Annotated in this window: 17 protein-coding genes; 6 read left to right on the top strand and 11 right to left on the bottom strand. The window is 57.2% G+C overall.

The window, feature by feature from the left end; translation table 11 throughout:
* Positions 1-31: 31 nt before the first annotated feature.
* Positions 32-949: a DUF5926 family protein gene (locus KRX55_RS11375; RefSeq protein WP_218407844.1), complete on the top strand. Its 918-nt coding sequence runs from the start codon at positions 32-34 to the stop codon at positions 947-949.
* 82 nt (positions 950-1031) lie between these two features.
* On the opposite strand, the gene KRX55_RS11370 is transcribed toward KRX55_RS11375, so the two are convergent.
* Genes KRX55_RS11370 through KRX55_RS11360 form a run of 3 tightly spaced genes read right to left on the bottom strand, consistent with a single transcriptional unit; the run spans position 1032 to position 4413 of the window.
* On the bottom strand, positions 1032-2393 hold the full coding sequence (locus tag KRX55_RS11370) for an LCP family protein (protein WP_218407843.1): 1362 nt from the start codon (positions 2391-2393) through the stop codon (positions 1032-1034).
* A gap of 20 nt (positions 2394-2413) precedes the next feature.
* A complete protein-coding gene (locus tag KRX55_RS11365) occupies positions 2414-3175 on the bottom strand; it encodes a CPBP family intramembrane glutamic endopeptidase (protein WP_255567801.1) in 762 nt (253 codons plus the stop codon).
* A complete protein-coding gene (locus KRX55_RS11360) occupies positions 3175-4413 on the bottom strand; it encodes an amidase family protein (protein ID WP_218407842.1) in 1239 nt (412 codons plus the stop codon). The genes KRX55_RS11365 and KRX55_RS11360 overlap by 1 nt, the downstream gene beginning before the upstream one ends.
* Before the next feature lie 59 nt (positions 4414-4472).
* On the opposite strand from KRX55_RS11360, the gene pheA reads away from it, so the two are divergent.
* The 5 genes from pheA (at position 4473) to KRX55_RS11335 (ending at position 13896) form a co-directional block, all read left to right on the top strand.
* Entirely contained in the window at positions 4473-5339 is an 867-nt protein-coding gene (gene pheA / locus KRX55_RS11355; protein WP_218407841.1) for a prephenate dehydratase, read from the top strand.
* A gap of 221 nt (positions 5340-5560) precedes the next feature.
* Positions 5561-6715 (top strand): non-hydrolyzing UDP-N-acetylglucosamine 2-epimerase, encoded by a 1155-nt coding sequence (gene wecB, locus KRX55_RS11350; protein ID WP_218407840.1) that lies wholly within the window; start codon positions 5561-5563, stop codon positions 6713-6715.
* 136 nt (positions 6716-6851) lie between these two features.
* Positions 6852-9737, top strand: coding sequence for a heparinase II/III domain-containing protein (locus KRX55_RS11345; RefSeq protein WP_218407839.1), 2886 nt, complete (start codon positions 6852-6854; stop codon positions 9735-9737).
* Positions 9734-11863 (top strand): glycosyltransferase family 4 protein, encoded by a 2130-nt coding sequence (locus tag KRX55_RS11340; RefSeq protein ID WP_218407838.1) that lies wholly within the window; start codon positions 9734-9736, stop codon positions 11861-11863. The genes KRX55_RS11345 and KRX55_RS11340 overlap by 4 nt, the downstream gene beginning before the upstream one ends.
* A gap of 305 nt (positions 11864-12168) precedes the next feature.
* A complete protein-coding gene (locus KRX55_RS11335) occupies positions 12169-13896 on the top strand; it encodes a glycosyltransferase family 4 protein (RefSeq protein WP_218407837.1) in 1728 nt (575 codons plus the stop codon).
* A gap of 1572 nt (positions 13897-15468) precedes the next feature.
* Here the strand turns inward: KRX55_RS11335 and wecC are convergent.
* From wecC to KRX55_RS11295, 8 genes are all read right to left on the bottom strand, one after another.
* Positions 15469-16740 (bottom strand): UDP-N-acetyl-D-mannosamine dehydrogenase, encoded by a 1272-nt coding sequence (gene wecC / locus KRX55_RS11330; protein WP_218407836.1) that lies wholly within the window; start codon positions 16738-16740, stop codon positions 15469-15471.
* A gap of 196 nt (positions 16741-16936) precedes the next feature.
* Positions 16937-17830 (bottom strand): ABC transporter ATP-binding protein, encoded by an 894-nt coding sequence (locus KRX55_RS11325; protein WP_218407835.1) that lies wholly within the window; start codon positions 17828-17830, stop codon positions 16937-16939.
* Positions 17817-18716, bottom strand: coding sequence for an ABC transporter permease (locus KRX55_RS11320; protein WP_218407834.1), 900 nt, complete (start codon positions 18714-18716; stop codon positions 17817-17819). Before KRX55_RS11320 ends, KRX55_RS11325 begins: the two co-directional genes overlap by 14 nt.
* Before the next feature lie 152 nt (positions 18717-18868).
* Positions 18869-20155, bottom strand: coding sequence for a glycosyltransferase family 4 protein (locus KRX55_RS11315; protein ID WP_218407833.1), 1287 nt, complete (start codon positions 20153-20155; stop codon positions 18869-18871).
* Positions 20156-20460: 305 nt separating this feature from the next.
* A complete protein-coding gene (locus tag KRX55_RS11310) occupies positions 20461-22992 on the bottom strand; it encodes an ABC transporter permease (protein WP_218407832.1) in 2532 nt (843 codons plus the stop codon).
* Positions 22989-23804, bottom strand: coding sequence for an ABC transporter ATP-binding protein (locus KRX55_RS11305; RefSeq protein WP_370625843.1), 816 nt, complete (start codon positions 23802-23804; stop codon positions 22989-22991). The genes KRX55_RS11310 and KRX55_RS11305 overlap by 4 nt, the downstream gene beginning before the upstream one ends.
* Positions 23805-23986: 182 nt before the next feature.
* The gene (locus KRX55_RS11300) at positions 23987-24331 is read right to left on the bottom strand and encodes a metallopeptidase family protein (RefSeq protein ID WP_218407831.1); all 345 of its coding nucleotides are present in this window, start codon (positions 24329-24331) and stop codon (positions 23987-23989) included.
* Between the two features lie 28 nt (positions 24332-24359).
* Positions 24360-25373 (bottom strand): septum formation family protein, encoded by a 1014-nt coding sequence (locus tag KRX55_RS11295; RefSeq protein WP_218407830.1) that lies wholly within the window; start codon positions 25371-25373, stop codon positions 24360-24362.
* Positions 25374-25438: the final 65 nt, after the last annotated feature.

The following is a 25438-nucleotide window of genomic DNA, read 5'->3' as shown; positions in this document are numbered from 1 at the left end:
CGGAGCAGGTCCCTGCGGGTATCTTCAAGGCATGGCCAAAAAGAAGAAGAAGAATGAAAATCTGCCCGAGGGCATGAGCCGCCGCCAGGCGAAGCTCGCCGCCCGCGCCGCCGAACGCGCCGCACTCGACCGGGACCCCCGTCCCTACGACGGTCTCGCCATGGAAGCGGACCTGGTGGCCCTGCAGGAATTCGTTCCCTCCGCTACCGCTGAACTCACGGTGACCGGACTCGATGAGCCCGTCACCCTCTGCACCGTCCTGCCCGGCGCTGTCGCCGCCGTCGTCCGCGAGAACCCGGACGGCGGGACCGAGCGCCTCGTCGCGCTCCAGGTTCAGGCCCACAGTCACAACCCCGGGCGGGACCTCGCCTACGCGATCAACTGGGTGAAGGGCGCGGAGAGCGGACAGACCCTCGAGTCGACCGCCGCGGACGGCAACCAGCCCGACCTCAAGGAACTGATCGATTCCGCCGCCACCCTGACCCCGACCGCACACGACACCTTCGACTGGTGGCTCGCCGAGGGGAGTGCCCTCGATCCGCGCCTCAAGCAGGGCATCGAGCAGGCCAACGCCGCGGTCATGCCCTCCGAGGAGATCACCGCGGACATCGAGGGCACCGTCTGGTGGATCGACCCGGGCGAGAAGGCCCATGTCCGGTGGATCCGCACCGAGAACGAGGACAAGCTCATCTCCGCCCTCGCCCGCATCGCCGCCGCCGGCGAGCTGACCCTCGGCGAGGGAACCAGGTTCGCCGGCGTGTTCCGCACCCACGGTATCGCCGTGCCGGTGTTCGACCTCCCCCGGGAAACGGCCCCGGCCGAGTTCATCTCCCCGCTCGAGGCGCTGGACAAGAAGATCAACCGGGAGCTGGGCAACGACGCCGAGCTCACCGCCGACGAGCGCAAGCAGCTCGACAACATCAAGTCCCGCCAGGTCACCATCCGGTAGCGGTATCCGGGAGACATGAGAGAGGGCCCGGTCACCGTTTCACCGGTGACCGGGCCCTCTCTCCTTCGCTACCCCTGCCGATTCACCGCAGGGAATCGAACAGGGATCGGGCGGCGGCGTCATCCCACAGCACGACATTGCCCACCGCGGTGTCCTGGAAGCCCCCGACCGGGACGGTCTCTGTGACGACACCCGAGCGCATGGCCAGGGCCAGACGGGCCAGGTTCCAGATGTGGTCACCGGTGCCCACCGTGAACGTGCCGCTCGCGCGACCGATCAACGGGCCCAGACGGAACGGGTTGAGCAGCGTCGTCGGATCGGTGGCCTTCTCCATCAGCGCGGAGAGGAACTCCCGCTGGTGGGACACCCGGTCCAGGTCGCCCATCTCGAAGGCTCGGCTACGGACATACCCGAGAGCATCGGGACCATTCAGTTTCTGGCACCCCGCGGGCAGATCGATGTTCGCCAACGGATCGTTGATGGCCTCGGTCACGCACATCTCCACACCGCCCACCGCATCGACCAGACCGGCGAAACCACCGAAGCCGATCTCCGCGTAGTGGTCGATCCGGAGTCCGGTGGCCTGCTCGACGGTCTCCGTGAGCAGCTGCGGGCCACCGAACGTGAATGCCGAGTTGATCTTGTTCATCCCGTATCCCGGGACGTTGACATAGGAGTCACGGGGAATGGAGACGAGCGTCGGCTTCGATCCGCGGCCGTAGTGCAGCAGCATGATCGTGTCCGTGCGCCCCACCCCGATGTCCCCACCCGTGCCGAGGGTGTCGATCTCCTCCTGGGTGAGCCCCTGCCGCGAATCCGAGCCGACCAGCAGCCAGTTCGTGCCCGCGGTGTTCGCCACCTGTTGCGTGGGGGTCGCCTCGACGCGGTTCAGTTTCGCGTCGGCCCACAGGCCGATGACGACGGTCAGGGTGAGCACTATCCCGATAGCGAGCAGGAACGGCGTCATGCACCCCATGCCGCAGCCACGCCCGCGTCGGCGTCGCGGCCGGCGGGAACGCGGCTCCGGGGAGTAGTCCCGCCTGCCGCCTCCGCGCCGCTCCGGGTGCACCGGGGGCTGCTTCGGTGGTGGAACCGGGCTCTCACGACGATAGGCCGGGACCGGCCGGGCCTCCGGGCGGTATTGGATGGGACGCTCCGGGGGCGGCGTCGATCGCGAGTACGGGGGACGTTCCTGCGGTCGTGGCGTGTAGCGGGTCACCCCGGTGTCCCCACGGGGTGACCGGACCGGACGATCCTGAAGTCGTTCGCGGGGGGACCGCTCCCCGTGCGCGTGTCTTCCGGCCTCCGGTCGCGGGCGGGAAGAACCGCCGGGACCGCGTCGCCGGACGGGCCGCCCGAATCTGTCAAGGATGGGCCTGCCCCGACTGTCGCGGGCGATGTCGTCCGGGAGATCACCATGCTGGGACGGGCCTCGAGAATCCATGCAAACCACCCTAGCGGAGACTAGGAGCTGAACAGCCCCACCAACCCCAGTGGCTCAACAAGTGTGCTGTAGCCGACGAAGGCCACCGCATCAATGAGGAAATGCGCCACGATGAGCGGCCACACGCGCCGGGTCCGGGTGTACAACCAGGCGAACACGAGCCCCATCAGAATGTTCCCCAGGCCTGCGGAAAACCCCTGGTAGAGATGGTAACTTCCGCGCAGGAGCGCGGAAGAGGCGATGACCGCAGGTGTGGACCAGCCGAGCTGGCGGAGTCTGGTCATCAGCCAGAGCACCACAACGGTTTCCTCAGCGAATGCGTTGGCGAAGGACCACAGGAGCAGCACGGGAGCCTGCCACCACACCGAATCCAGCGTCGTGGGTATCACCTGCCTGCTGAGCCCCAGGTGCAACGCCGTCAGGTAGAAGACCAGTCCAGGAACGCCGATCAACGCAGCCAAGCCGGCACCCCGCAGCCAGTCACCACCCCGCAGTCCGGGCATCCGCACACCGGATCCGGACAGCAGGAAGATCACCAGCAGACCCCAACCTGTGAGGACGGACGCCGAGCACAGCTGCAGCGCCAGATCCAGCCAGTGCACACCGGCCTTCGGCGCATTCAGGGTGACCTTCTGTGCATTCAACGGTTCCGGTGCCAGGACCGCATCGATCAGCCGGAGCGCCGAGCGCACACCCGCCATGCCGAAGGTGACCAGCAGCACGACACCGATCTCCATGCGGATTCGGGGCGCCGTCATCCGGGCGTCAGGTGTTGGCGTCATCACGGATGCACCTGGGAGGCCACACCGAGCAATTCACCGAAGGACGCACGTACGGACCCGAGATGCATGCCCACGGGAGGGCGGCCGGCCACCGCAACCGGTACGCTCACCGCCGCGCCCCCGGTCATGTTGAACAATGTCGCCCACGGGGTCCAGCGGGTCTGCGCCGCGAAATCCTCCGGCGGTTCCAGCCGGGAGAAATGGCCGATCTCCGGAGGATCGTGAGCCAGCGTCGGCGTCAGGAGAACGTCGATGTCCCACGCGGACAGGATCGTCTGTAGAACGGCATCGAAATCGGCGACGGCCTCCGCGCGCCGGGCCTCGGGCAGTGCGGATCCACGTTCCCGCAGCCACTCGATGATGTCGCTCGCAGGCCCGGGAATGTGAATGGAGCGTGAGGCCAGCACGTCGCCGAAAGCCGCGAAGGGTCGCCCACCGTACGGGCGGGACACCTCCCGGATCCGGTGTCCCAGATCAGACAGACGATCAGCCACCGAGAACACGGACGACACCATCACCGGACTGACCGATCCGTCACCGTGCAGTGGTTCCACCAGCACACCGATCCGCAGGGAGCGTCTCACCGGAGAAACCCCGAACACGAATGCCGCGTCCGCGACCGAGCGGGTTATGAACCCTTGCGCGGTGGGGGAACCACCGGAACTGTTGTGCGGGGGTTTCACTCCCACGGTGCCCGTTGCGGCCGCGGGTACCCGGATCGAGCCTCCGCCGTCAGAGGCGTGGGCGACATCCACAAGACCGAGCGCCACTGCCGCGGCCGCGCCTCCCGAGGAACCGCCCGGTGTCCGCCCCGGCCACAGAGGATTCGCCACAGCAGGCATCCCCACCGGTTCGCAGTACGCTGTCATACCCATCTCGGAGGTCTGGGTCTTGCCCGGAATGATGATGCCCGACATGAGGAGCTGGGCGGCCCATGGGTCCGTTTCGGGGGACGGTTCCGTCCGTGTGACGGAACCGTAGGAACATGGCAACCCGGCGACGGGCATGAGATCCTTGATCGGAAGCATCAGACCATGGAGCCTTCCCCGTCGGTCTGTGGGAACCGAATCGAGGAAACGGGCACGCCGTAGAGCTAGATCAGGATCAACGGAGACGAATCCGTGGGTAGACGCAGCGCGCTCGGTGATGTCGGAGAGGCGCTTCTTCACGGTTTCCGGGAGATCCCCGGAAGCGGCGTGAAGCCGATCTGCGAGCGGGACTAGGGAGCCGTTGACCATGCAGAGCAGGTTACCCCGTGAGGGTGGGCGAATGAGGGTGGGCAGCTACAATGCGGTCTATGAGAACTGTCGTCGCCTATTTGGGGCCCGAGGGAACATTCACCGAGGCAGCGTTGCTGGAGTTTCAACGGCGGGGGAGTTTCGGGCCCGGCGACATCGGAAAACTCCCGGTGGAAAGCCCTCATGAAGCACTGAACGCTGTCCGTTCCGGAGCCGCCGAGTACGCGTGTGTAGCGATTGAAAACTCGGTCGACGGACCCGTCACACACACCTTCGATGCGCTGGCTGACGGCGAAGGTGTACGGATCTTCGCGGAGACCGAGATCGAAATCAGTTTCTCGATCATGGTCCGCCCTGGGACCTCGGCCAGTGACGTACATACCTTCACGACCCATCCGGTCGCTCGACAGCAGGTACGACACTGGACGGACCGTGCTTTTCCCGAAGCGGAATTCATTCCTGCCTCATCGAACGCTGCAGCGGCGAAGGCCGTAGCGGAAGGTCGCGCTGATGCCGCTATAGCGCCCCACCGAGCCGCCGAGATTTTTGGGTTGGACGCGATCGCAGAAAACGTCATCGACGTACCGGGGGCCCGAACGAGATTCGTTTCCGTGGGTCGAACCTCCCGATCTCCGAAATCCACGGGCAATGATCGAACCGCAATTCTGTTCACACTCCGAAATGAGCCGGGATCCTTAGTGAGGGCTCTACGACTATTTTCCTCGAGAAATATAGACTTGACTAGGATCGAGTCAAGACCAACCAGAACTCAACTGGGAGCCTATAGATTCCATGTGGATCTGAAGGGTCATATTGATGATGCCGCTGTAGCGGCGGCATTGAACGATCTTTCTTCCAGAACGACAGATATGAGGTATCTGGGTTCATGGCCCGTTTCGCCTGCTGCGGAATCGCCTGACATCTGATCTGTATATGCTGGCGAATCCCTCAGTGCGGAGCTTTCAAAGATGCTATGAAAAGCTTGGGGGATATTAGCGATCATCACGAGACGAAAGCGGTATCATGATAAATTAGAATCGTTGATTGCACACCCCTTGTGTAATTAACCTAGGCCACCGGGAATCGGGCGTACCCCGAGTCCGTTCCAAGCCCATCTGCCTCACCATTACTAGCTAGGAGTTTAGCTTTGACTATCCCGCAACGATTAAAAGTCGTAACTGTTTACGGAACCAGGCCAGAAGCGATCAAAGTAGCACCTTTGGTTAAGGCGCTCGGAGCCGACAAAGATATTGAGAGCATCACAGTCTCTACGGGCCAACACCGTGAAATGCTTGATCAGGTGAACGGAATGTTTGGGATCACTCCTGACTATGATCTCGGAATTATGCGCCCCGGTCAAGGCCTCAATCAAATTATCGCGAGGGCGATCGAAGGACTCGCACCGGTACTCGAAAAAGAGAAGCCGGATGCGGTTGTTGTCCAAGGGGATACATCGACTGCAATGGCAGCAGCCATTGCAGCTTTCAACGAAAAAATTAAGGTCGTTCACCTTGAAGCAGGCCTGAGAACCGGTAACCTCCACTCGCCCTTTCCCGAAGAGGGAAACCGAAAGATAATTGGGCAAATCTCATCGCTTCACCTGGCTCCAACAGAAACTTCAAAGCAGAATCTGATTGCGGAGAATTGTTGTGAAGATCGCATCATAGTTGTCGGCAATACGGTGATCGATGCTCTACTTGAGGCGGCAACCTGGAACACATCGTTTGAGGACGCTCGGTTAGAGGAGCTATCGAGTACGTCGAATCGCATCGTTATGGTCACAACGCACCGCCGTGAAAATCTAGGTGTTATGAATTCGATCGGTGCTGCCCTTAACGATCTGGCCACAAAATACCCGGATATCGTTTTTGTACTTCCGGCGCACCTCAATCCGAAAGTGAGGCGAGCAATCCTTCCTGAGATTGAAGGTCGGGACAACATTGTCATAACGGATCCACTTCCGTATGACCAATTCACTAAGCTCATGGCTCGGGCAGATATCGTTCTCACTGATTCCGGAGGTGTTCAAGAAGAAGCACCCAGTTTGGGTAAGCCCGTCCTGGTGATGCGTAAAGATACTGAACGACCCGAAGCGATCACCGCGGGTACGGTTAAACTCATTGGAACAGACGAACGAACCATATTTGCTGAAGCCTGCCACCTGATTGATGATTCAGCCGCCTACGAGGAAATGGCTAATGCGGTGAATCCCTATGGTGACGGTAGGGCTGCTCAAAGAAGCGTCGGAGCAATAAAGAACCTGTTTGGTTTTGGGGAAAAGCCGACTGAATTCCAGGCATAGAAACAGTTTTGTGATTCTTGGACACAATCCGAAAAAGCATGTGCCATTATGTTCGAACAGCATAAACTCGCTAGAGATATGAAACATCAGTATGTGAGGCGCGTGATTAAGCCACGATATTGGGAAAGGTGATCATATGGCAATGGTCGGAGTGGACGAAGGGGTTGCTTTCCGTCAACAGATCGGCAAGCATTTTAAAAAGACTAATTCGGATGAACGTCTTTGTAATGAACTCTTAATGGGTCAGTTGACACTGGACCCTCACCCGAGTTGGTCAATGCCTGAAGAACTAACATGGAACGAAGACCCATTTCGTCAACCCAACTGGAGATTTCAATTCCATGCTTTGCGTTGGATTGATCCGCTTCGAAGACGAGCGATTGAGGGTAGTTTCACTGCTGCACACACTTGGCTTAAGATATCCGAAAGTTGGATTGATAGTAAAATCCAAAGCGAAGATAAATATGCTTGGATGGACATGGCCGATGGGCTTCGAGTCATTGAACTTGTGCTTGGCTACCCAATAATACCCGAAGACAAGCGGCAGAAGTACGTGGATGCTATCCGGGTCCACGCTGATCACCTTAGCGATCCCAAATACCGTGCGGATGGAAATCACGCACTCCATCAACTGCAGGGATTGCTTGTCGCTGCTAGTTTTCTCCAAGATGACGCTCTTATCGAAGAATTCGCCGTCCAGATAAGAAACTTGTTCTGGGATGCTTACGATAAAGAAGGAGTAAATAAAGAAGCATCATTGTCCTATCAGGATCTGAATTATAGGTGGTGGCGCGAGGCTATCCAACGAGCAGAACGGGAGCATATTGATCTTTCAGATCTTAACAGCACCCTATTAAAGGGACGATCGATGCTTGTTCACGGGGTTAAGCCCAACGGCTATCTAGAGATGTTGGGTGACACTCCCGACCTCAAAACAATAACAAGAGATGGAAGTGCCGAAACCGATTATGTGCTCACTAAAGGTTCGGAAGGGGTCCCGCCGGCGGAACGTGCAGTAACTTTTGAGGAAGGCTATATCTTCGGGAGAAGCGGTTGGGGTGAATTCCAAAAAGGATTCGAAGACGAAACCTTCTACTCGTTAAGATTCGGCAGCGACCGCGCAATTCACGGCCACCAAGACTCAACTTCTTTTACTCTGTATGGCAGCGGAAAACCATGGCTTGTTGATCCGGGGTTGTATGGCTATATCCCTAGTCGAGAACGGAACTATATGAAATCCCGCCGGGCGCACAACGTCCTGATTGCGGAGGCTAAGGATTTTTTAGACACGAACCCACCTAGTTTAACTACGGACATCAAATCCATCGACTATGACTATTATGTTTTGGAACAGATGCCGTACCAAGGTTTTAAATCAACAAGACGTTTCCTTTATGACCGTAAACGGGACATTTTTGTTATAATTGATAACGTAGACCGGATCGACTCCTCAGAAAAGTTCCCTCGATTCCGGCAACTTTGGCATCTGCACCCGGAGGTCGTGATTGCGGACAGCCGACGTGGTCGAGTCGATTTGGTAAGCGGTGAGAAAACGGCGCATATTCGATGGCTCGACCGAATACAACCTGATGTATTTCAAGGAGACAACAGCATTGTTGAGGGATGGTTCTCCACGGGATACGGCAAGGCGGTCGATACTTCTGTAATAGGTGCGCGGCCTACTAAACGTGGGCTGCTGCAGTGGTGTGCAGTTGTTTCATTTGGTGATCGTGTTTGGGAACCGTTAGACTTTGCGAGTAAAGACGGCATAGACGAACTAAAGATTAGGTTAGGTGATGAGGTAGTCGGACTTGAGTTTTCTGCGCGGGGAGTTAGATCGGTTTCGCCGTACGACAACTCGCAGGGCCGACTCAATCGCGAAAGCGATTCGGAGAATCCAAGACGAGTGGACCCTGAATCAGACTCTGTTCCGCTCGAAGAAGCCGTAGGATACGCTCAACGATATTTTGAGAACCACGGCGAATCTTTGGATGCGGCGTCATACTGCAGTGACTACCTGGGTTCAATCCTTGAAGCTCGCGGTAGTGGCCTGTACCGCGATTTTGGAGTGTCAGCTGCGTACTTAGACTATCTTTCGCTCGTTGCGGGCCGCGCAACTCCGTCTTCGGAACTTGTATCTTCTCGTACGAGATTGCCTCTTGCTGTTTCTACGAATACAGATTTGGAATTAGTATCAAAGGGGGCAACTTCTACGAGATTCGAAAATCTACTCAACGCTCTGGATGATCCGTCTAAATGGAGTAATAATCGCATTATTGGAGTAGCTAGATCGGAAGGATTAGGTGTTCCGTTCTCCTATTTCCACGGGGACCGGGCGACGCTAGTAGTACTGTTTCAAGGCGCAGTCCGGCGAGAGTCTTCAGTGCTTCCATCTGTCTCCGGTGGAAATTTAGCTCGACGCTTGGGATGCCCACTAGTTTCTGTGTCGGATGCTACTTTGGATCTGGATTCAACTTTGACGTTAGGTTGGTATCTGGGTACTCAAAAACTAGATTTGGCGAAGTTTGTAGCAGAAGCGATCGATTCTCTAGCTTGTCGGCTAAGGGTGAAGAAGATCGTCTTCTGTGGTAGCTCCGGTGGGGGGTTCGCCGCGGTCGCTTCCGCAATCGAGAGTGACTTCAATTCGGTCGCGGCGCTCGCAGTTAATCCGCAAACCGATATTTTGAGTTACTATCCAAGGGTAGCTGCTCAGGCTGTTGAGGTGGTTTTCGGGAAGGAGCCTAAAGATCTAGACCCCTGCGAACGAGACCGCATGCGTCTTATCGGGAGAGCAGATAAATGGACAGGAAATTGTGCAATCACAATAGTTCAGAATCGCGGAGATCGGTTTCATGATTCTAACCATTGTCGGCCCTTCGTTCACGATTTGAAGGTTCGGAATCCCTTAATCCCGATTGACGTACACTATGTAGACCAAGGACCTGGCCACATCGCGGCGGATCCTGAGTTGATGGTGCGCCATATTAATCAATTAATCGGAATAGGAAATGAACTTCAATGAGTATTTTCAGTAAATTAAAAATAGTGCTACCCGCCAGTATATCCAAAATAATACCGTCTTTAGGCGTTGCAGAAGGTGATAGATTGCGTCGGACGGCGAACGAGCTTTGGATTGCCGGTGATAAAGATAAAGCGATGGATGTATTGAGTCAGGCGAAAACACGGTATCCCCAAGATTCGCTAATATCGCTGTCCTATGCTTCGAAGCTCCTTCAGACTGGTGATATGTCCGCTGCCCGCGATGCACTACTGGAATGCTTGGTATTGGAGCCTGGAAATACCCGTGCTTATGAACTACTTGAAGAGGCGCAAGCGGTAGAAAAGCTAAGTCAGAAGTTGAAGGATGATCTGACGTTAGGTTTGCTCAGGTCTTATTCGCCCGATGATGAGGATTCATTCCTTAAATTATTCTTCCTGGCACCCAAACGGACCAGCATGGCAGCGGTAAAAGACTTCTTCGACCGCGATGAAAATTTTGGATCAGGTCCAGATCTCGAAGTCGTCAGGTACATGAGGCTGAACTCGGAAGAGCGGCTTAGGGAAACTTCGCAGCTATTAGGTTCGCCAAATCTCATGCCGATGGCTGTCTGCCAGATTGTTCTAGGTGCTAATTCCGCCGCAATACCACTTCTCAAGGACTATGGCGTTGACGAGGTTCCGCCTGCGCTGCTGCGTGTTGCTGCACGCAGGGAGCTCCGACGCCGACGCAGCGGAATGGCAGCGGAGTACCTACGGTTATTTTTGAAGGAAGTTCCCAATGATAGGTGGGCGAAAACTAATTTGGCTCGGCTCGAGAGAAGCCGTGGGGATAGAACGGGATCGAACTATCACACTGGGCCATTCCCGTTCTCTGGACGGGCAGCGGAGAGAAGTTACCAACCTATATTGAATCGTGGATTTTATTTTCTTCACAATTCTCTTCCCTATGATTCCGGCGGATATGCGACGAGATCCCATGGCTTGCTAGCGGCGTTGAACCGATCTGGTTGGGATATTTCAGGGGTGACCCGGTACGGCTATCCGTATGATCGGGCTGGTTTTGATGTTCAAAAAACACCAGTAGTTGGCTGCCAAGTAGACAACGTTACCTACGAGCGGTTTTCGAAAGATGTCGTACTGCCGGTCCGAAAGACCCCGTTGCTGACATTTATCAGCCGCTATGCGGATGCCGCACAAGAGCTAGCGATTGAAAAGCGGCCTCTTATCCTTCATGGTGCTTCAAACCACTGGAATGGCTTGGCTGCAGCTGAGGTCGGCAGGAGGCTCGATATACCTGTGGTATACGAGGTTCGCGGGCTTTGGGAGGTAACGCGAGCTTCGAGGGAACCGGGTTACTCAGAAACCGAGCACTACAAGCAGAGGGCCGCCATCGAAGCTGAAGCCTGTAACGCAGCCGATAGGGTATTAACTATTACAAACGCTCTGAAGTTTGAAATGGTGAAACGTGGCGTCCCGGAAGAAAAGATTTCGGTAGTCCCGAATGGGGTCAACACCAAGCGGTTTAAACCTTTGATACGAGACGAGGAACTCGAAGAACAGATTGGGGTTAATGGAAGAACCGTTATTGGTTACGTAGGGTCTGTTGTAGACTACGAAGGGCTGGAGGACCTCCTCGACGTGGTAGTACGTCTCGCCAAGAAACGGAGTGATTTTATTCTGTTGATTGTTGGCGATGGTGCGGTTTGGCCCCGAATAAAAGCGCGTGTCGAAGCAGAGGGTCTTGAAGAGGTAGTGAAACTAACCGGAAGGGTTCCTCATGAAGATGTGGAGTCCTACTACTCGATCATAGATATTTGTCCCTTTCCTCGAAAACCACTTCCAGTTTGCGAGATGGTCTCGCCATTGAAGCCGTTTGAGGCATTGGCAATGGGTAAGTCGATCCTGTCATCAAATGTCGATGCGTTGAAAGAGATTGTCCAGGATGGTGAAACGGGCCTTTTGTTTGAAAAAGGTAATATCGACTCTTTTGAAGAAAAATTAACGATGGTTCTAGACGACGAAGCGCTAAGACGCCGTTTGAGTTGCAATGGCCTAGCCTGGGTACGGGCTAACCGTGATTGGTCTATCCTGGGTGAACGGGTTGGCGGGATCTATGAGTCTTTGGGAGCCCGGCGAAGCGGCGCTTAGTATTCTGGGCAGATATGTTTAGCGTTCAGGCGATAAGTTGAACTTGAAAAACCAGCCTTCGACTTGTGTTCACGGTAAAATCAAGAACGGAAATATTTAGCCGCGCGGGCTGGTTCGCTTTCCATTAGAAATTTCATGGCCAGCTTCTGGTTCGATCGATCTACGTCGTCTTGTCCATCTTAAATGCCGGTAATAACTGATTTTCGTATTATAAAGATTCGTTTGAAGGAGATTGCCCTGTTTCTAACCGCAGGCCGGGGACTACATTCCTTCTTCGGTATTCTCGGAATGGAAGCTGGGGAGCTATGAAGAAATCACTTTTCCGTCTTCGTTTTTTTATTGAAACTGCCCGGGAGGACCCGATTGGTTTTGGTATTCTAGTGTCGAGGAAGATACCCAATCCTTGGCGCAATAGAATTACAAACGTTGCAGCCCGAGTGTTTCCTTTCTCTGTGGTCCGCGTTATCATTTATATCATTGGTGACCGTCGTGACGATGCCGAGCGGCAATATGGTCGTCTGCGATCGGGTAAACTTCGAGATTTGCTCGGACTATACATTCATGGTGACTTGAGTAAATCCCAGCTGACGTACGTGAGGGCACGAAAAGCTTGGGACATCGGCGACATGGACAACGCGATTCGTCTAATACGCCCTAGTTCACTAACGGCGCGGCGTTGGCGTGCCGTAAAGAATGTTCTTGGTGGGGACTATCGCCCAGAAAACCTCTGTATCCGGACAACGGCAAAGGTCTCCCCTGATTTACTGCAGAGCGTTCGGGACCAAAAGAAATCTTCTACAGGATTACGTGTTCTTCACCTACTTACAAATTCTTTTCCTTACACGCTGTCCGGCTACTCTGTTCGATCGCACGCAGTTCTGAGAAGCCAACGTGAGCTCGGCATTAACTGCCTTGCGGTAACTCGACTTGGGTATCCAGAAAATATTGGCGTACAACCCAAAGATAACTTCGAGGAAGTTGATGGCGTACCGTACTGCCGATTGAGTGGTTTTGAGATACCTCCTTTTGTTGACGAGCGGCTGGCGCTGAATTACCAACTTATTTTAGCCATTGCTCGGGTTTATGAGCCGGATGTTATCCACGTAACTACTAATTACGAGAACGGATTAATTGGGAGATCCGTTGCCAATGCTCTCGGGGTCCCCTGGGTTTATGAAACTCGAGGAGAGATGGAAAAAACCTGGTTAGCACGGTGCTCAGATTCTGACTATGAGCGAGCTGTGGGATCCTCATTTTTTGTCCGGACTAGGAAGCTCGAAACGCAACTCATGTGTGATGCTAGTCGAGTAATAGCGTTGTCGAATGTGCAAAAACAATCGCATATTGAACGAAGTGTTGATTCATCCAAGATCGATGTTATTCATAATTCTGTCGAGAGAGAGACGCTGGCTAAACCCGGATTGACATCGTCGGATGCTAGAAAGCAACTTAACCTAACCGATCGATTTACTATTGGCACTATCACTTCTATCGTCGACTACGAAGGTCTAGAAGTACTGCTGCTTAGTTTGGACAAAATTCGGGATATGAAGCCGGATATGAAGATTCAGGCCGTAATTGTCGGAGATGGTGCAGCTTTGCCAAGTCTCATGGACCTAGCGGAGAAAAGGAATTTACTAGATTTGGTTTCATTTGTCGGTAAAGTTCCCCCTTCGGAAGTCTTGCGTTGGTACGACGCGATTGATGTTTTTTGTATTCCGCGTAAGGACGTAGATGTCGCTCGAGCCGTGACACCTCTAAAGCCGTTGCAAGCGATGGCTCGGTGTCGTCCTGTAGTAGTTTCGGATCTACCGGCATTGACAGAGATTACCACCGATAGGGGGGCTGGGATAGCAGTGAAAGCTGGGGACCCGCACGCATTGGCCGATGCCATTATACGGCTTTTTGAGAGTCCTGAGCTCTACGAATCGCTTGCGGAACGGGCATTTTCATTTGCCGAAGATACAACGTGGGAAAGCGCTGGCTCGGATTATAGTAAGATCTACCAGTTGCTTGTAAATCAATCTCGATAAAAGGCCATACATTCGAAACTAGAGATTTGACACCATAAGGATTGTCCGGTTTGAGAGAGCGTCTTGGGCGCGGAGCCCTGGTGGTCGCCGGGGTGAGATAGCCGGTTTCCGGGGGTGAAGATGTAGATTTCTTTACGCCTGTGCCCAACACCACGGGGACCTGCCGTGAACGCTACTGCCAGCCTGCTCGCTGAGACCATGTTCCGTACCGTGGAATTTCGGGTGACGATCGCCGTTGACGGGATCGAGGACACCGCACGCACCTGTTTCAGTGCCCGGTTCACCATTGGCCCGGCATACCCGGAGCACAAGGTCGCGGGCCGGTCGCTTGATCACCCCGGTTGCACGGTCATTGATTCGCTGATTGTCAGACACACTGATTGTCAGACACTCTATCGGGCCGCCCGTGCGGTTACCCCGGCCGACTTGGGGCAACTGCAGCTGCGGCACGGGGATGTTCCGATAACAGTCACCGCTTCCGGACGAACCCAGGGCCACGATTACCTACGGTGCACGGTTAGGGTCCTGCAAAGGTTCGGTGGTCGACCGCGTCAGCGTGTTCCGCGGTCGTCGCAGAATTCGGTATTGGTGGGGCCCTGGTCAACGCCGTGCGGGCACTGGCCTATGACGGTGTGTGTCACCTTGAAGGGGGGGCGGGTGCCTGGCGTCGATGAGCACACGTTCGCGGGGACGGGCGCAGTGTGTTTGTCACCGATTTGGTGGACCTTCATACCGGTGGTCGACGGGAAGGTGGCCGAGCTGTCTGCTGGAGAGATGGTCCAGGTCCACTGCGCGAAGTTCCCGTCCGACTGATTGGGTGCTCGTGACCGGCAGAAGCGGGACCGAGTCAAGGTCGTGGCCTAGGACGGGTCCGCCGGCTACCACCCTGCGGACATCGCGGGCGGTGCTAGTCGGCACGTTCGGTGATGGACCCATTCCAGGTCGTGAACCTCGCCGCCGAGAAACCGAAGCTGTGCCGCCCACGAATCCAGCACCACGCCTGCAGGCACCACAGCCGGACCGGGGATCTGCTGTACGGGATTTGACGCATGATTGTGACCGGTACTGGGTTGTGCACCGAGCGGCGATGAACCCGTCTCGACACTGTATTCACCGCTTATGACTCCCGTGTCGGGGTGGAGGTGATCTACCGCGTCTCCCACGACCTACCGACACCTAAGCCGGTCGTCGGCGCCGGGACGGCAGGATCGCCATGGACAAGGTGCTCCGCTCGATCCATCGCGGTGTGTCCGACGCTCTTGGCCGAACCTGCCCAACCAAGACGATCACTGTGGACACGACGCCGCGAGATCTCGGCCTGTTTCGATACTGGCGCCAGAAACAGCCCTCGTCGAAGCGGTCAACGCACGCCTCGAACACCTCCGTGGCATCGCCCTGGGCTTTCCTAAACCCAAATACATCCTGCGCTGATTCTCCGACTCCGGCTGATTCCCCAACCAGATCAACGCCATCGAAAAACCGGAAAGGCCCGCTATTAGTGGGATGCCGACGGAGTCGACTGGGGCACAACCCGTAACAATAAGGTGGTGCCCCAATCAGGGACACCTGCGGCTATTTCTTACGAAACAACCCGCGTGTGTCGACCACGGTTTTTCCGGCTAATGCAGTCGGAGAAATTTCTTTAAACTGAGTGTGATCGACGAGTACCGCAATGACGTCAGCGAGCTCAATTGCTGAGGCTTGTTCGGTCATGGTCACGTTTGGACGTTCTGCTAGACTATCTGGCAACTTATCGACGAATGGCTCCACGACAAGTAATTCATGGCTACCCAGTTCCTGGGACAAATTCGCCGTAATCTCTACAGCGGGCGATTCTCGCAGGTCGTCGATATCGGCCTTAAACGCTAAGCCTAGAATTGCCACCTTGGACTGGGGACCGGCTTCCTCTGCTGCGGACTTGAGTGATTCAACGACGTATGCCGGCTTTCCACTGTTTATCTCGCGGGCTGTACGAATCAGCTTTGCCTCTTCAGGTACGGCAGATACGATGAACCAAGGGTCTACCGCAATGCAGTGTCCACCCACGCCCGGGCCCGGGTTCAAGATATTCACGCGAGGATGATGGTTCGCAAGATCAATCAGTTCCCAAACGTCAATGCCCAGCCGGTCTGATATAAGTGATAACTCGTTCGCGAAGGCAATGTTAACATCTCGGAAAGAATTCTCGGTTAGCTTGGCCATTTCGGCGGTGGTAGCGTCTGTTAAGAGGAGCTCGCCGTTACAGAAAGAGCTGTAAACTTCTCGAGTCAGTTCGTTGGCTTCGCCATTCAGGCCGCCAATGACCCTATCATTCTCCGCCATCTCACGAACGATTTGTCCCGGTAGGACCCGTTCTGGACAATGTGCAAAGTACACGGAGTTCGGAAGGCCAGGCTTACTGGTTAGGTCGCTACGCAATTTCAGGATCTGGTCAGCCATGCGCTGTGTAGTTCCGGGGGGCGAAGTTGATTCGAGAATTACCAGGCCGCCTCCTTCAAGCTTCTCTGCGATTCCGGTCGCTGCTGCCATAATGAAGCTGTCATCGACCTCATAGTGTTCTTTGAATGGGGTAGGCACTGCCACGATGTATACATTCGCGGTTGGTGTAGTCGTTTGAGCTTTGAGGGAACCGTTCGAAACAACTTCTTTAAGAAGAGCCTCAAAGTCGGGTTCAAAGAACGGTACGTCACCGTTGTTTATCTTATTAACAAAGCTTTCTTTGATGTCAACGCCGACCACTTCGTATCCAGCCTTCGCGATGAATACCGCGGTCGGCAGCCCAATGTAGCCAAGCCCTACGACGCACACCCTCTTAGGGGAACCGGTTGAAGCTGAAGAAATCATAGCTGGCCTTTCGTGAAAACGGCGGGATTGTGTTGGGGCATGGAGATCGCCCCCGTGAAGGTCAACGTAATTCTACTGCTTTGGTGTAAGGATTTCAACATTTTTGCGAATTTACCCCAGATTGAGGCTACTAGAATATTGGTCCTTGTACTGTCTTCAGCAGCAGTAGTGTGGCCGCCGAGTTATGTAATGTAGATTAAGCAGAATGTTGTCCACTGCCCTCAGATTTCGTGTGGAATCTTGGTAGATCGGCACTTCTAATGGTGTGCCCTATAATTCGATCTGCTTCGCTCATCCTCCCTTGTGACATAGCTAAAGCCCACTTAGTGTACTGTTTCGACAAGTCGTCAGCTGTCGAATCCGCGATGAGTCGCCCTTCATGTAGCCAGATGGCACGGGAACACATGGCTTCGATGGTCTTCGGTTGATGTGAAACAAGGAACACTGTACCGGCCCTCGCTCTAAGCTGTGCCATTTTATCTTGCGTTCTTTTACGGAATGCCGCGTCGCCGGTCGCCAAGGCCTCATCGATCAGAAGAATATCCGGCTCGGCTGCTGTGGCAATGGCAAACCTAAGACGCGCTGCCATGCCTGATGAGTAGGTATTCATCGGCAGGTGTAACGAGTTGGAAATACCGGATAGCTCAACAACTTCGCGGATAGCTGAATCGAGTTGGTCGGGTTTCATGCCAATTGCAAGGCAGCCTAACTTTATATTTTCTAAACCCGATCGAGTAGGTTCCAACGCAGCTGAGACGCCGAGAAGCGTTGGCTGGCTCGAGGCTAGTACGCGCCCGGTGGTTGGAGTTTCGAGGCCAGCGAGTATTCGAAGAAGCGTTGATTTACCGGATCCGTTAAGTCCGAGGACGCCAATGGATTCTCCGGCGCGAGCAGTGAGATTGATGTTCTTTAGCGCGTGGACCTGTTCGGTGGCTGCTTTTCCGAGAAGCCTTCTTAGTGTAGCTGAAAGCCCTGTTTTGGGCATTGATGAAGGTACATCGTAAGTAACTGAGATCCCCTTGACATCAACTGAAATAAACTCCGGCAGCTTGGTGCCGTGCTTTGCGGAGGAATCTTCAGAATTTCGCATACTTTACCTCCCTTGTCCAAAATAGAATAAACCCAATTATTAATGTAGTGCAAGACCAAGCCGATACGAATATCCAAGAATCTAACGGCGGTAAGACATTGTAGATCAGCAGATCTCGAGACATAGATAGAATCTGGTAAGCAGGATTTCCTTGCATGATTTTTAGTAACTGCGGCTGTTCGACAAATCTGTCGATGCTAAAGAATACGCCGGATATGTAAAACCAAAACCGAGAAAAAAATTGGATGATCTTTGAAAGATCTGGAATAATGTGAGTCATCCATGCGGACAAAAAAGTTAGCCCAGTTCCAAATAGTTTAAGGAGGCAAAAAACCGGAAAAAAAAGGACCGCTGTCCAATTGGGATTTGGCCCGTTTGGGTAAAGGTAAATGAATAAAAGCAACACAATAATTGGCGGCAAGGAATCATAAATGCCGCGGAGCTTAAGCGAGAACACCAGGGCGGCGCGTGGAAATGGAAACGCCTTAATAATATTCCGATGTGACCGAATTAGATTGCTTCCGTCGTTCAGATCCTTGGCTAGCATACGGAAAAGGATCACGCCGACGACCAGATATGGCACGAATTGGTCGATCCCCCGAGAGGTCTTTAATATCATTCCAAAAATCAAACCATAAACAGCAACGTCCAGAAAAGGCCCGATAATCAACCAGAGATTTCCAAGGACCATGTTTCGTGTTCCGGAGAACGCTTTGGCCCTTGCTTCGGCTTTAATGAAGTGTCTTCTTTGCCAGAGTTGCGCTACGTATTCCGGTAACGGCGGGCGTCCCGTCACCGGTTTTAGAAACAGCTCTCTCCCGGATCGACTATGCTCAGTGCGTCGATGGTGTCCCTGATTTCCTGTACGAGGACGTCCGCTTATCATGATTATGTCTCCTTATTATGTTAGGCGCGCGATCGCGAGGATATAAAAAATCCTGATGGTGCGGGTTCTAGAAATGAGTTTTCGTCTCTCGCTGGACCGTTTGTAGAAGGCCATAATTGAGGTGTCGAGAACGCCATCCTGATAGGGGAGGCTTATCTTCTCTTTGGTTTACGACATGCGGTTTCAGCTGCGCGAAGCCAGAGCTTCTTAAGTTCATCCTCTCCGAGGTCTTGTTCAAACCAATCTGCGCCTCGTCCGTGAACATGCAGCTTTTGGCGGTTAGAGGCCAAGCTTATCCAAAGACGTGCCAATGCTTGTGGGTTCATTGGTTGAACTACGTCTCCAATTTGTGCTTGTTTTACGATATTTGCTGCTTCACCCGCTAGCGCCGCAGTAATATGCTTTTCCGCCCGCATCCCTTCAAATAGTTTGGAAGGTATTGTGTATTCCATTGGTTTCCATGATTGAAGATGTACCAAAACGGTATCGGCCCATTGATAGTGCTGGCCTACCTCAGAGAACGGAATTCTTCCGAGAAATTCGACGGGCAATTTCTCGGATTTGGCGATTTTTTGGACACGGTCTAGATGTGCGCCATCGCCGATTATTCTCATTTCGATTTCCGTGCCTTCATTGACGGCGATCTGTAAGGCCCGCATAGCATTTTCCATTCCCTGTGCTCTGCCGACGGTCCCCGCATACAGGATGCGAAGTGGTCCGTCCTTGCGGCAGTCTGTTGCCAGTGTAATTGGTTTCATGATATTTGGTCGATTTCGGACAGTAAAAACCGATCCGCGAACCTGTGTACGTTTCAAATCGGCGAGCGATTCGGTTGTTGTGATTATTGTATTGCTGTATTTCAGTATGAAATTCAGGATACGCCCGAATTGAACTAGTCCAAAATGAAGCGCAGAAACCTTTAGTTTCCTAGGTGTTGCTGTTTCTTGGGTGGGTCGGTCTTTCCATTCGTCGAGGTATTCTAAGATTTCTGGCCAGGCATCTCGGAGTTCTACAACGAGAGGTTTGCGTAGGATTCTAGATAACGTAAAAGCGACAATTGAGGACGGCAGGGCCGGTATCGTGCAGCAAACCAAGGAGAATGGTCGTCCCTCTTTTTTAGCGTCGCGAGCAGCTCGCCTCGCGATCCACATCTGAGACAGCATTATTCTCCCTTGGTCCAGGATTCGGCTCACCAATGATGTTCCGTGGCCAAGAAATGCTGTCCGGTACACCCGTATACCTTCGGATGTCTGATCTATTGACCCTGTCTGGTGGCGAGGCTCGGACGAAATAAGGTGCCCGGAGGGATAGTGTGGTGGTGGGCATACGACAGTAAGCTCATGGCCAGCCTCAATGAGTGCTTCGCTTATCCACTGCCAGCGGCGTTGAACGACTCCCTGTTCGGGTTCCCAGTATTGTGTGATGAGGAGGATATGCATCCGGTTTAGATTCCTCGGGGGTTGCTACGGCTATGGTCGCTATAGGCGAGGATTGAGCTATTGGGGTGTCTAGCTTCGGGGGAGATTTGAAACATGTGGGCCGGTCTTCCGAGAATGATGGGGGGTAATGGTTCTGGTTTTCGTGACGAGTTGGATCGATTCTACAACGTCTCCCATGATCGTCCCACGTTCTACCCGGTTCGACGAATCTGCTGTAGGGCTGGTCGGGGTGGAGAACTTCTCTATGTGGTTAGATTCTTGGATCGCTGTGATGTCGCCCGCAGATTTCCGATGGCTGTTTTAGGTTACGCTTGGCTTGTCGAGGGCATTTTGGTTGGGCAATGTTTCTTATCTTCACTAGCACGGTTGCGCCCTCCAGCGGCGAGTGTTACGAACCACGTTATGAGTAGCGCCCCGAGGGAGAGCCCAAAGGCTGCTACGGTGTCTGGGCGGGAAGGCATTCCGGTACCACTGCCGCCCGAAGTGACAGTTCCCCCCACCCATGTTCCGAGTACCCCTCCGGCGATGGCGGCTATGAGGGCGGCCGGGATCGCGAGGACCGTGACTTCAGTCAGCAGCATCAACAGTTGACCACCCCGGGACATGCCCAGCGCCCCGAGAAGCTCCGTGTCCCGTGCGCGCTCCCGGACCGCGAGGGTGACCGTGTTCGCGACACCGACACCAGCTATCAGTCCGGCGACGAGCGTCATCAGTGTTGACATGGTCAGTATCCGGTCTGCGGTTGCGGCGATCTCGGCCCTGGTGGAGAAGCTCTCCGCGACCGACACCCGGGACCCGTTCTGCGCGATGGTGGCATTGATGGCGGTGAGCGTAGGACTGTCCGCGGCCTGATCCGGGGGCCCGTCGGTGCGGATCAGGATCGCCGGGCGGGGGAGTGGCGGTGCCTTGTCCACCGGAACGCCCTTCGCCTCGAGTGAGCGGCTGCGGGCGCCGTCCACGAGATCCGGCGCGATGAAGCTCGTTCGGCCGGTCCCGTGGCGGACCGTGGCGGTGACCGGTTGGTCGAAGATGGTCAGTTCGACCTGGCGGCCTTCCTTCACACGATCGCGGATCGGTGAGTAGTCACCGACGATGATCTCCCCCGGTGCGGCACCCTCTCCACCGCGGAGCAGTTGCCCACCAGCGGCCTGATCCAGGGTGAGGGCGTTCTCCGAGCCACCCCACGGGTTGTCGACCCGGGCCGCACCCGGTGCGATCGCCCCGGCCACCCCGTCGGTGTTCCGGATCGCGGCGACCAGATCATCCGGGACCGAATCCTCGAGAGCGGTCACCGTGACATCGATGTCGCCGGATCCCCGGGCACCCGCGGTGAGATGGTCCCGGATTATGTCCTGCCCGTGGAGCACCGCGGAGACGAGCGTGACCCCGGCGAAGATGATCGCCACCAGCGCTCCCGAGCGTTGCACCTGGCGGCCGACGAAGGCTGCGCCGAGCTGCAGCGTGGGAACGGGGAGCAGCCCCATGACGCGGGAGAGTCGGTTGATCAGGGCAGGCAGGAGGACGGCGAGCATGACGAGAACGCCGAGTGCGATGAGGCTGGCGGCCCCCACCGAACCGACCACCGCCCGCTTCGCCGTCTGTCCGGCGACCAAGGTCGCGGCGGCGAGCCCGGCCGCGGTTGCAGCTGCGCCGAGGACGAATGTGAGTACGCGGCGCAGGGCGCTCTGTTGGCTCACCCCCTGTGAGGCGAGTGACTGCGTGATGGGGCGCCGAACGGCCGACCGTCCCGCCGGGAGCGCAGCGAGCACCGCCGTGATCACCCCGAGGAACACGATGACCGCCTGCCAGGTCCCGGGCAGTGTCACATCCGCGAGCGGGACCCGCACCCCGAGGGCACCGGCGTTTTCACCCGCGATACCCGCGAGCCACAGCCCGGCAGGTGCGCCGAGCATTCCCGCGAGGGCGCCGAGGATCGTGGCCTCCACGATGACGGAGGTGAGGATCTGAGTGGTGGACGCACCCGTGGAGCGCAGGAGTGCGAACTCGCGCTGGCGCTCCCCGGTGAGTACCGAGAACGCCGAGAGGATCACCAGGCCGGCGACCGCCGCGACGACCGCGATGAATACCGCGAGCAGCAGGAAGTAGCGGTCGCGTTTGGACAGGTACCGGTCGGAGAGTTCCGCGGTGTGTGCCGTGGCGGTGGTGACCGCGGTCGAGGTGCCCGGCGGCAGTGCGGCGCTGATAGCGCCGACCAGCGCCTCCGGCGTGGTTCCGGGTGCCGCGGCGACCCGGATCTCCCCGGTGTAGGAACCGCCGGACCAGGCTTCGACGGCTGCCGGTGTGGCGAGAACGGAGTCTGAGCCGATGAGCTGTTCCTGGGCGGATTTCTCCACCTGTCCCACGATCGTCACCCGGGCCGGGTCCGGGATCCCGGGTGCCTCGAGGGAGAGTTCCTGACCGATCGTGTGGTCGTCGTCGGTGGCGAGGACCTCATTGTCGGATGTCGGGAAACCGCCCTCGGTGAGGGAGCGCCACTGCAGGGGACCGTCGGTGATGGACTGGACGTAGGTGGAGCGGTACACGGCGCCGGTGTCGGCGACCGCGCCCCGGAAGGTCCGGTCGAACACCGCATCCGCGACGCCGGGAACGGATCGGATGACCGCCAACGGATCGGCCTCCCCGGCGGAGTGCCGGACGGTGACCACGACATCCGCATTCGCGTAGGGCCGGTCGAAGATCTCGCCCACCGTGCGCTGCAGCGTGGTCGTGATCGCGGCGGTTGCCACGGTGAGTGCGACGGCCGCGAAGATGGAGAAGAACAGTGAGAGATAACGCAGTCCACGTCGGCGGAGCTGCGCGAGGGCGAGCCGGATCACGCGGAGGCACCTCCGTCGGCTGCGTGCCGGGAGTGTCGTCCGGGGCGTGCCACCGGAGCCCTGAGTGCGTGACCGTCTGCGCCGGTGACGCGTCCGTCGCGCATGGCCACCAGATGATCACCGCGCTCGGCTGCGGCGGGGTCGTGGGTCACCACCGTCAGGGTCTGCCCGAATTCGTCGACCAGCCGCCGGAACAGGGTGAGCACCTCCGCGCCGGTCTCCGAGTCGAGGGAACCGGTGGGTTCGTCGGCGAAGATGATGTCCGGGCGGGCCAGCAGGGCCCGGGCGATGGCGACGCGTTGCCGTTGCCCGCCGGACAGCTGGTGCGGGAGGTGCTTCAGGCGCTGGCTGAGCCCGAGCCGTCCGGTGATCTCGTCGTACCAGGTCGGATCGATGCGGGAATGCGCGAGGCGCATCGGCAGCCGGATGTTGTCCCGCACGGTGAGCACGGGGACGAGGTTGAATTCCTGGAAGATCACACCGATCCGGGTGCGGCGGAGTTTCGCCCGTTGGTTCTCGGACAGCGAGCTCAGGACGGTGTTGCGCTCCCGTCGGTTTCCAGCACCCGTACCGTGCAGGGTCACGGTGCCGGAGTCGGGGACCGACAGTCCCGAGAGGCAGTGCAGCAGAGTGGTCTTGCCGGATCCGGACGGCCCCATGAGGGTCGTCCACCGGCCGCGGGGGATGGTCACCGACACGTCATCGAGCGCGGTGACCCGGGCGTCACCCGTGCCGAACACCTGGGTCAGGCGGCTCGCGGTGAGCACCGGGTCGTGGGCGGTGGGGCCGGTGGGGTCGGGCACGGAGGTCACTGGGTGGATCACGCCTTTGCTGACTGAGCTAGGTGAGGTGTCGGCCACAGTGCCGTGTGGTGTCTTCGGGCCGGTGCCCTGATCCGCCAGCGGTGGACAGCTGTGGTCGTACCCCTCGGGTACCGACTCATCTAATCACGGCAGGGGGTCCCGGGGGCTGAGCCGCCCACGGTCGGGATGCTCTACCCCCACCCCAGCTCGTGCAGCTCATCGTCGTCGAGCCCGAAGTGGTGGCCGATCTCGTGGCCGACGGTGATGCGGACCTGCTCGATCAGTTCCTCCTCGCTGGTGCAGTAGTCGAGCAGCGCCTCCTTGTAGATCGTGATCGAGGAGGGGAGCCCGGTGTGGTTGGCCAGGCGTTCCGGCAGCGGGACGCCGTGGTACAACCCCAGGATGGAGGGCGAGTCGGGGTTGTAGTCCTCTATGAGGATGGCGACGTTCCTGAGGTTGTCCAGGAACTTGTCCGGGATCCGCTCGAAGCCCATGTCCACGAGCTCGTTGAAGCGTTCGTCGGAGACGTCGATCATCGAAGGTCCTTGTGTTGCGGTGCGGGGGCTACTGGCGGAGGGGGTCGCGCTCGGGCTGCGGTGCCGGGGGCGCACCGTCGATCACGAACGGGCCGGTGGCGGTGCCCTCCAGGGTGGCGAAGCCGCCCCCGGCGTTCGCCTTGAACAGGGCACAGTTCACGGTGTTCGAACCGCCGGTCCAGGCGTTGGCGTCGATGGCCGTCCAGAAGGACTCGAGGGTCGAGTAGTAGAAGGGGTCATCACCGCCGAGGTGGTCCCGGGCGGCCTGGGTGCAGGCGTTCTTGAGGTAGGCGTCCTGGTCTTCGACGGTGGGGGTGCCCTCGGGGAACACGGGCTTGAGGTCGATGACCGCGGTGATCTCGAGCTGGTGCGGTTCGGCGCAGTCCACCGCCCGGGGGGAACCCGCGGGACCGATGGTGACGCACTCGCCGGGCTGGAAGATCCGGGACTGGTCCTGCTCGGCGGCCCGGCCACGGGTGGTCAGCGTCTGGCCGCCGTCATCGGTGACCTGGACACCGCAGAGCATGGTGCGGTCACCGGCCTCCCAGGCACTCGCCGGGGGGAGAATCGGGGCGATCGAGTACCGGCCGTGCGGCGTGTAGCGGCCGCCCAGGTAGTCGATGGTGGGGGTCTTGCAGAGTTCCTCGCGCAGTTGCGCCTGCCGGGTGAGGTTTGGCGCCGGGGCGGAGGGGCCGAACTCGCTCGAGGGGTAGGTCGCGAGATCCTCACGGGCGGAGATCTCGAACCGGTGGTCCGCCGCGCAGTCGGCCTTCTGGAAGTTCGAGACCGTGCCGTCCGCGCCGATGTCCCAGGTGAGGCAGTCTCCGACGTCGGCGGTGGTGAACGGGGCGGCCGTCGGCTTGGTGGTGGTCGTCTCGCTGCTGCCCGTGGGCGGCGTGCCCGTCACCGCCCCGGCTCCGGTGTCCGCGGCGGATTCTCCGGCTACGTAGCTGTAGGACCCGACGCCGACGGCGGCGACGAGCATCGCGATGAGTCCCGCCTGCACCGCGGTGGCTGAACGCCAGGATCTGGTTGCTGTCATGATTCCTCCATCATGCCGGGTGCGTCGGATGGGTGCACGTGGGCCCCCGGCGCCGGGGGCGGGGT

The sequence above is a fragment of the Corynebacterium sp. TAE3-ERU16 genome, from assembly GCF_019209935.1.
Lineage (GTDB): Bacteria > Actinomycetota > Actinomycetes > Mycobacteriales > Mycobacteriaceae > Corynebacterium > Corynebacterium antarcticum.
This window is presented reverse-complemented; position numbering and strand designations above follow the sequence as displayed.

Coding starts and splice junctions, on each gene's coding strand:
- KRX55_RS11345 (WP_218407839.1), top strand. CDS start 6,852: ATGGCAATGGTCGGAGTGGACGAAGGGGTTGCTTTCCGTCAACAGATC.
- KRX55_RS11325 (WP_218407835.1), bottom strand. CDS start 17,830: ATGCGAAATTCTGAAGATTCCTCCGCAAAGCACGGCACCAAGCTGCCG.
- KRX55_RS11320 (WP_218407834.1), bottom strand. CDS start 18,716: ATGATAAGCGGACGTCCTCGTACAGGAAATCAGGGACACCATCGACGC.
- KRX55_RS11360 (WP_218407842.1), bottom strand. CDS start 4,413: ATGGTCAACGGCTCCCTAGTCCCGCTCGCAGATCGGCTTCACGCCGCT.
- KRX55_RS11365 (WP_255567801.1), bottom strand. CDS start 3,175: ATGACGCCAACACCTGACGCCCGGATGACGGCGCCCCGAATCCGCATG.
- wecC (WP_218407836.1), bottom strand. CDS start 16,740: ATGATTTCTTCAGCTTCAACCGGTTCCCCTAAGAGGGTGTGCGTCGTA.
- KRX55_RS11300 (WP_218407831.1), bottom strand. CDS start 24,331: ATGATCGACGTCTCCGACGAACGCTTCAACGAGCTCGTGGACATGGGC.
- KRX55_RS11370 (WP_218407843.1), bottom strand. CDS start 2,393: ATGGATTCTCGAGGCCCGTCCCAGCATGGTGATCTCCCGGACGACATC.
- KRX55_RS11375 (WP_218407844.1), top strand. CDS start 32: ATGGCCAAAAAGAAGAAGAAGAATGAAAATCTGCCCGAGGGCATGAGC.
- KRX55_RS11335 (WP_218407837.1), top strand. CDS start 12,169: ATGAAGAAATCACTTTTCCGTCTTCGTTTTTTTATTGAAACTGCCCGG.
- KRX55_RS11340 (WP_218407838.1), top strand. CDS start 9,734: ATGAGTATTTTCAGTAAATTAAAAATAGTGCTACCCGCCAGTATATCC.
- KRX55_RS11295 (WP_218407830.1), bottom strand. CDS start 25,373: ATGACAGCAACCAGATCCTGGCGTTCAGCCACCGCGGTGCAGGCGGGA.
- KRX55_RS11315 (WP_218407833.1), bottom strand. CDS start 20,155: ATGCATATCCTCCTCATCACACAATACTGGGAACCCGAACAGGGAGTC.
- pheA (WP_218407841.1), top strand. CDS start 4,473: ATGAGAACTGTCGTCGCCTATTTGGGGCCCGAGGGAACATTCACCGAG.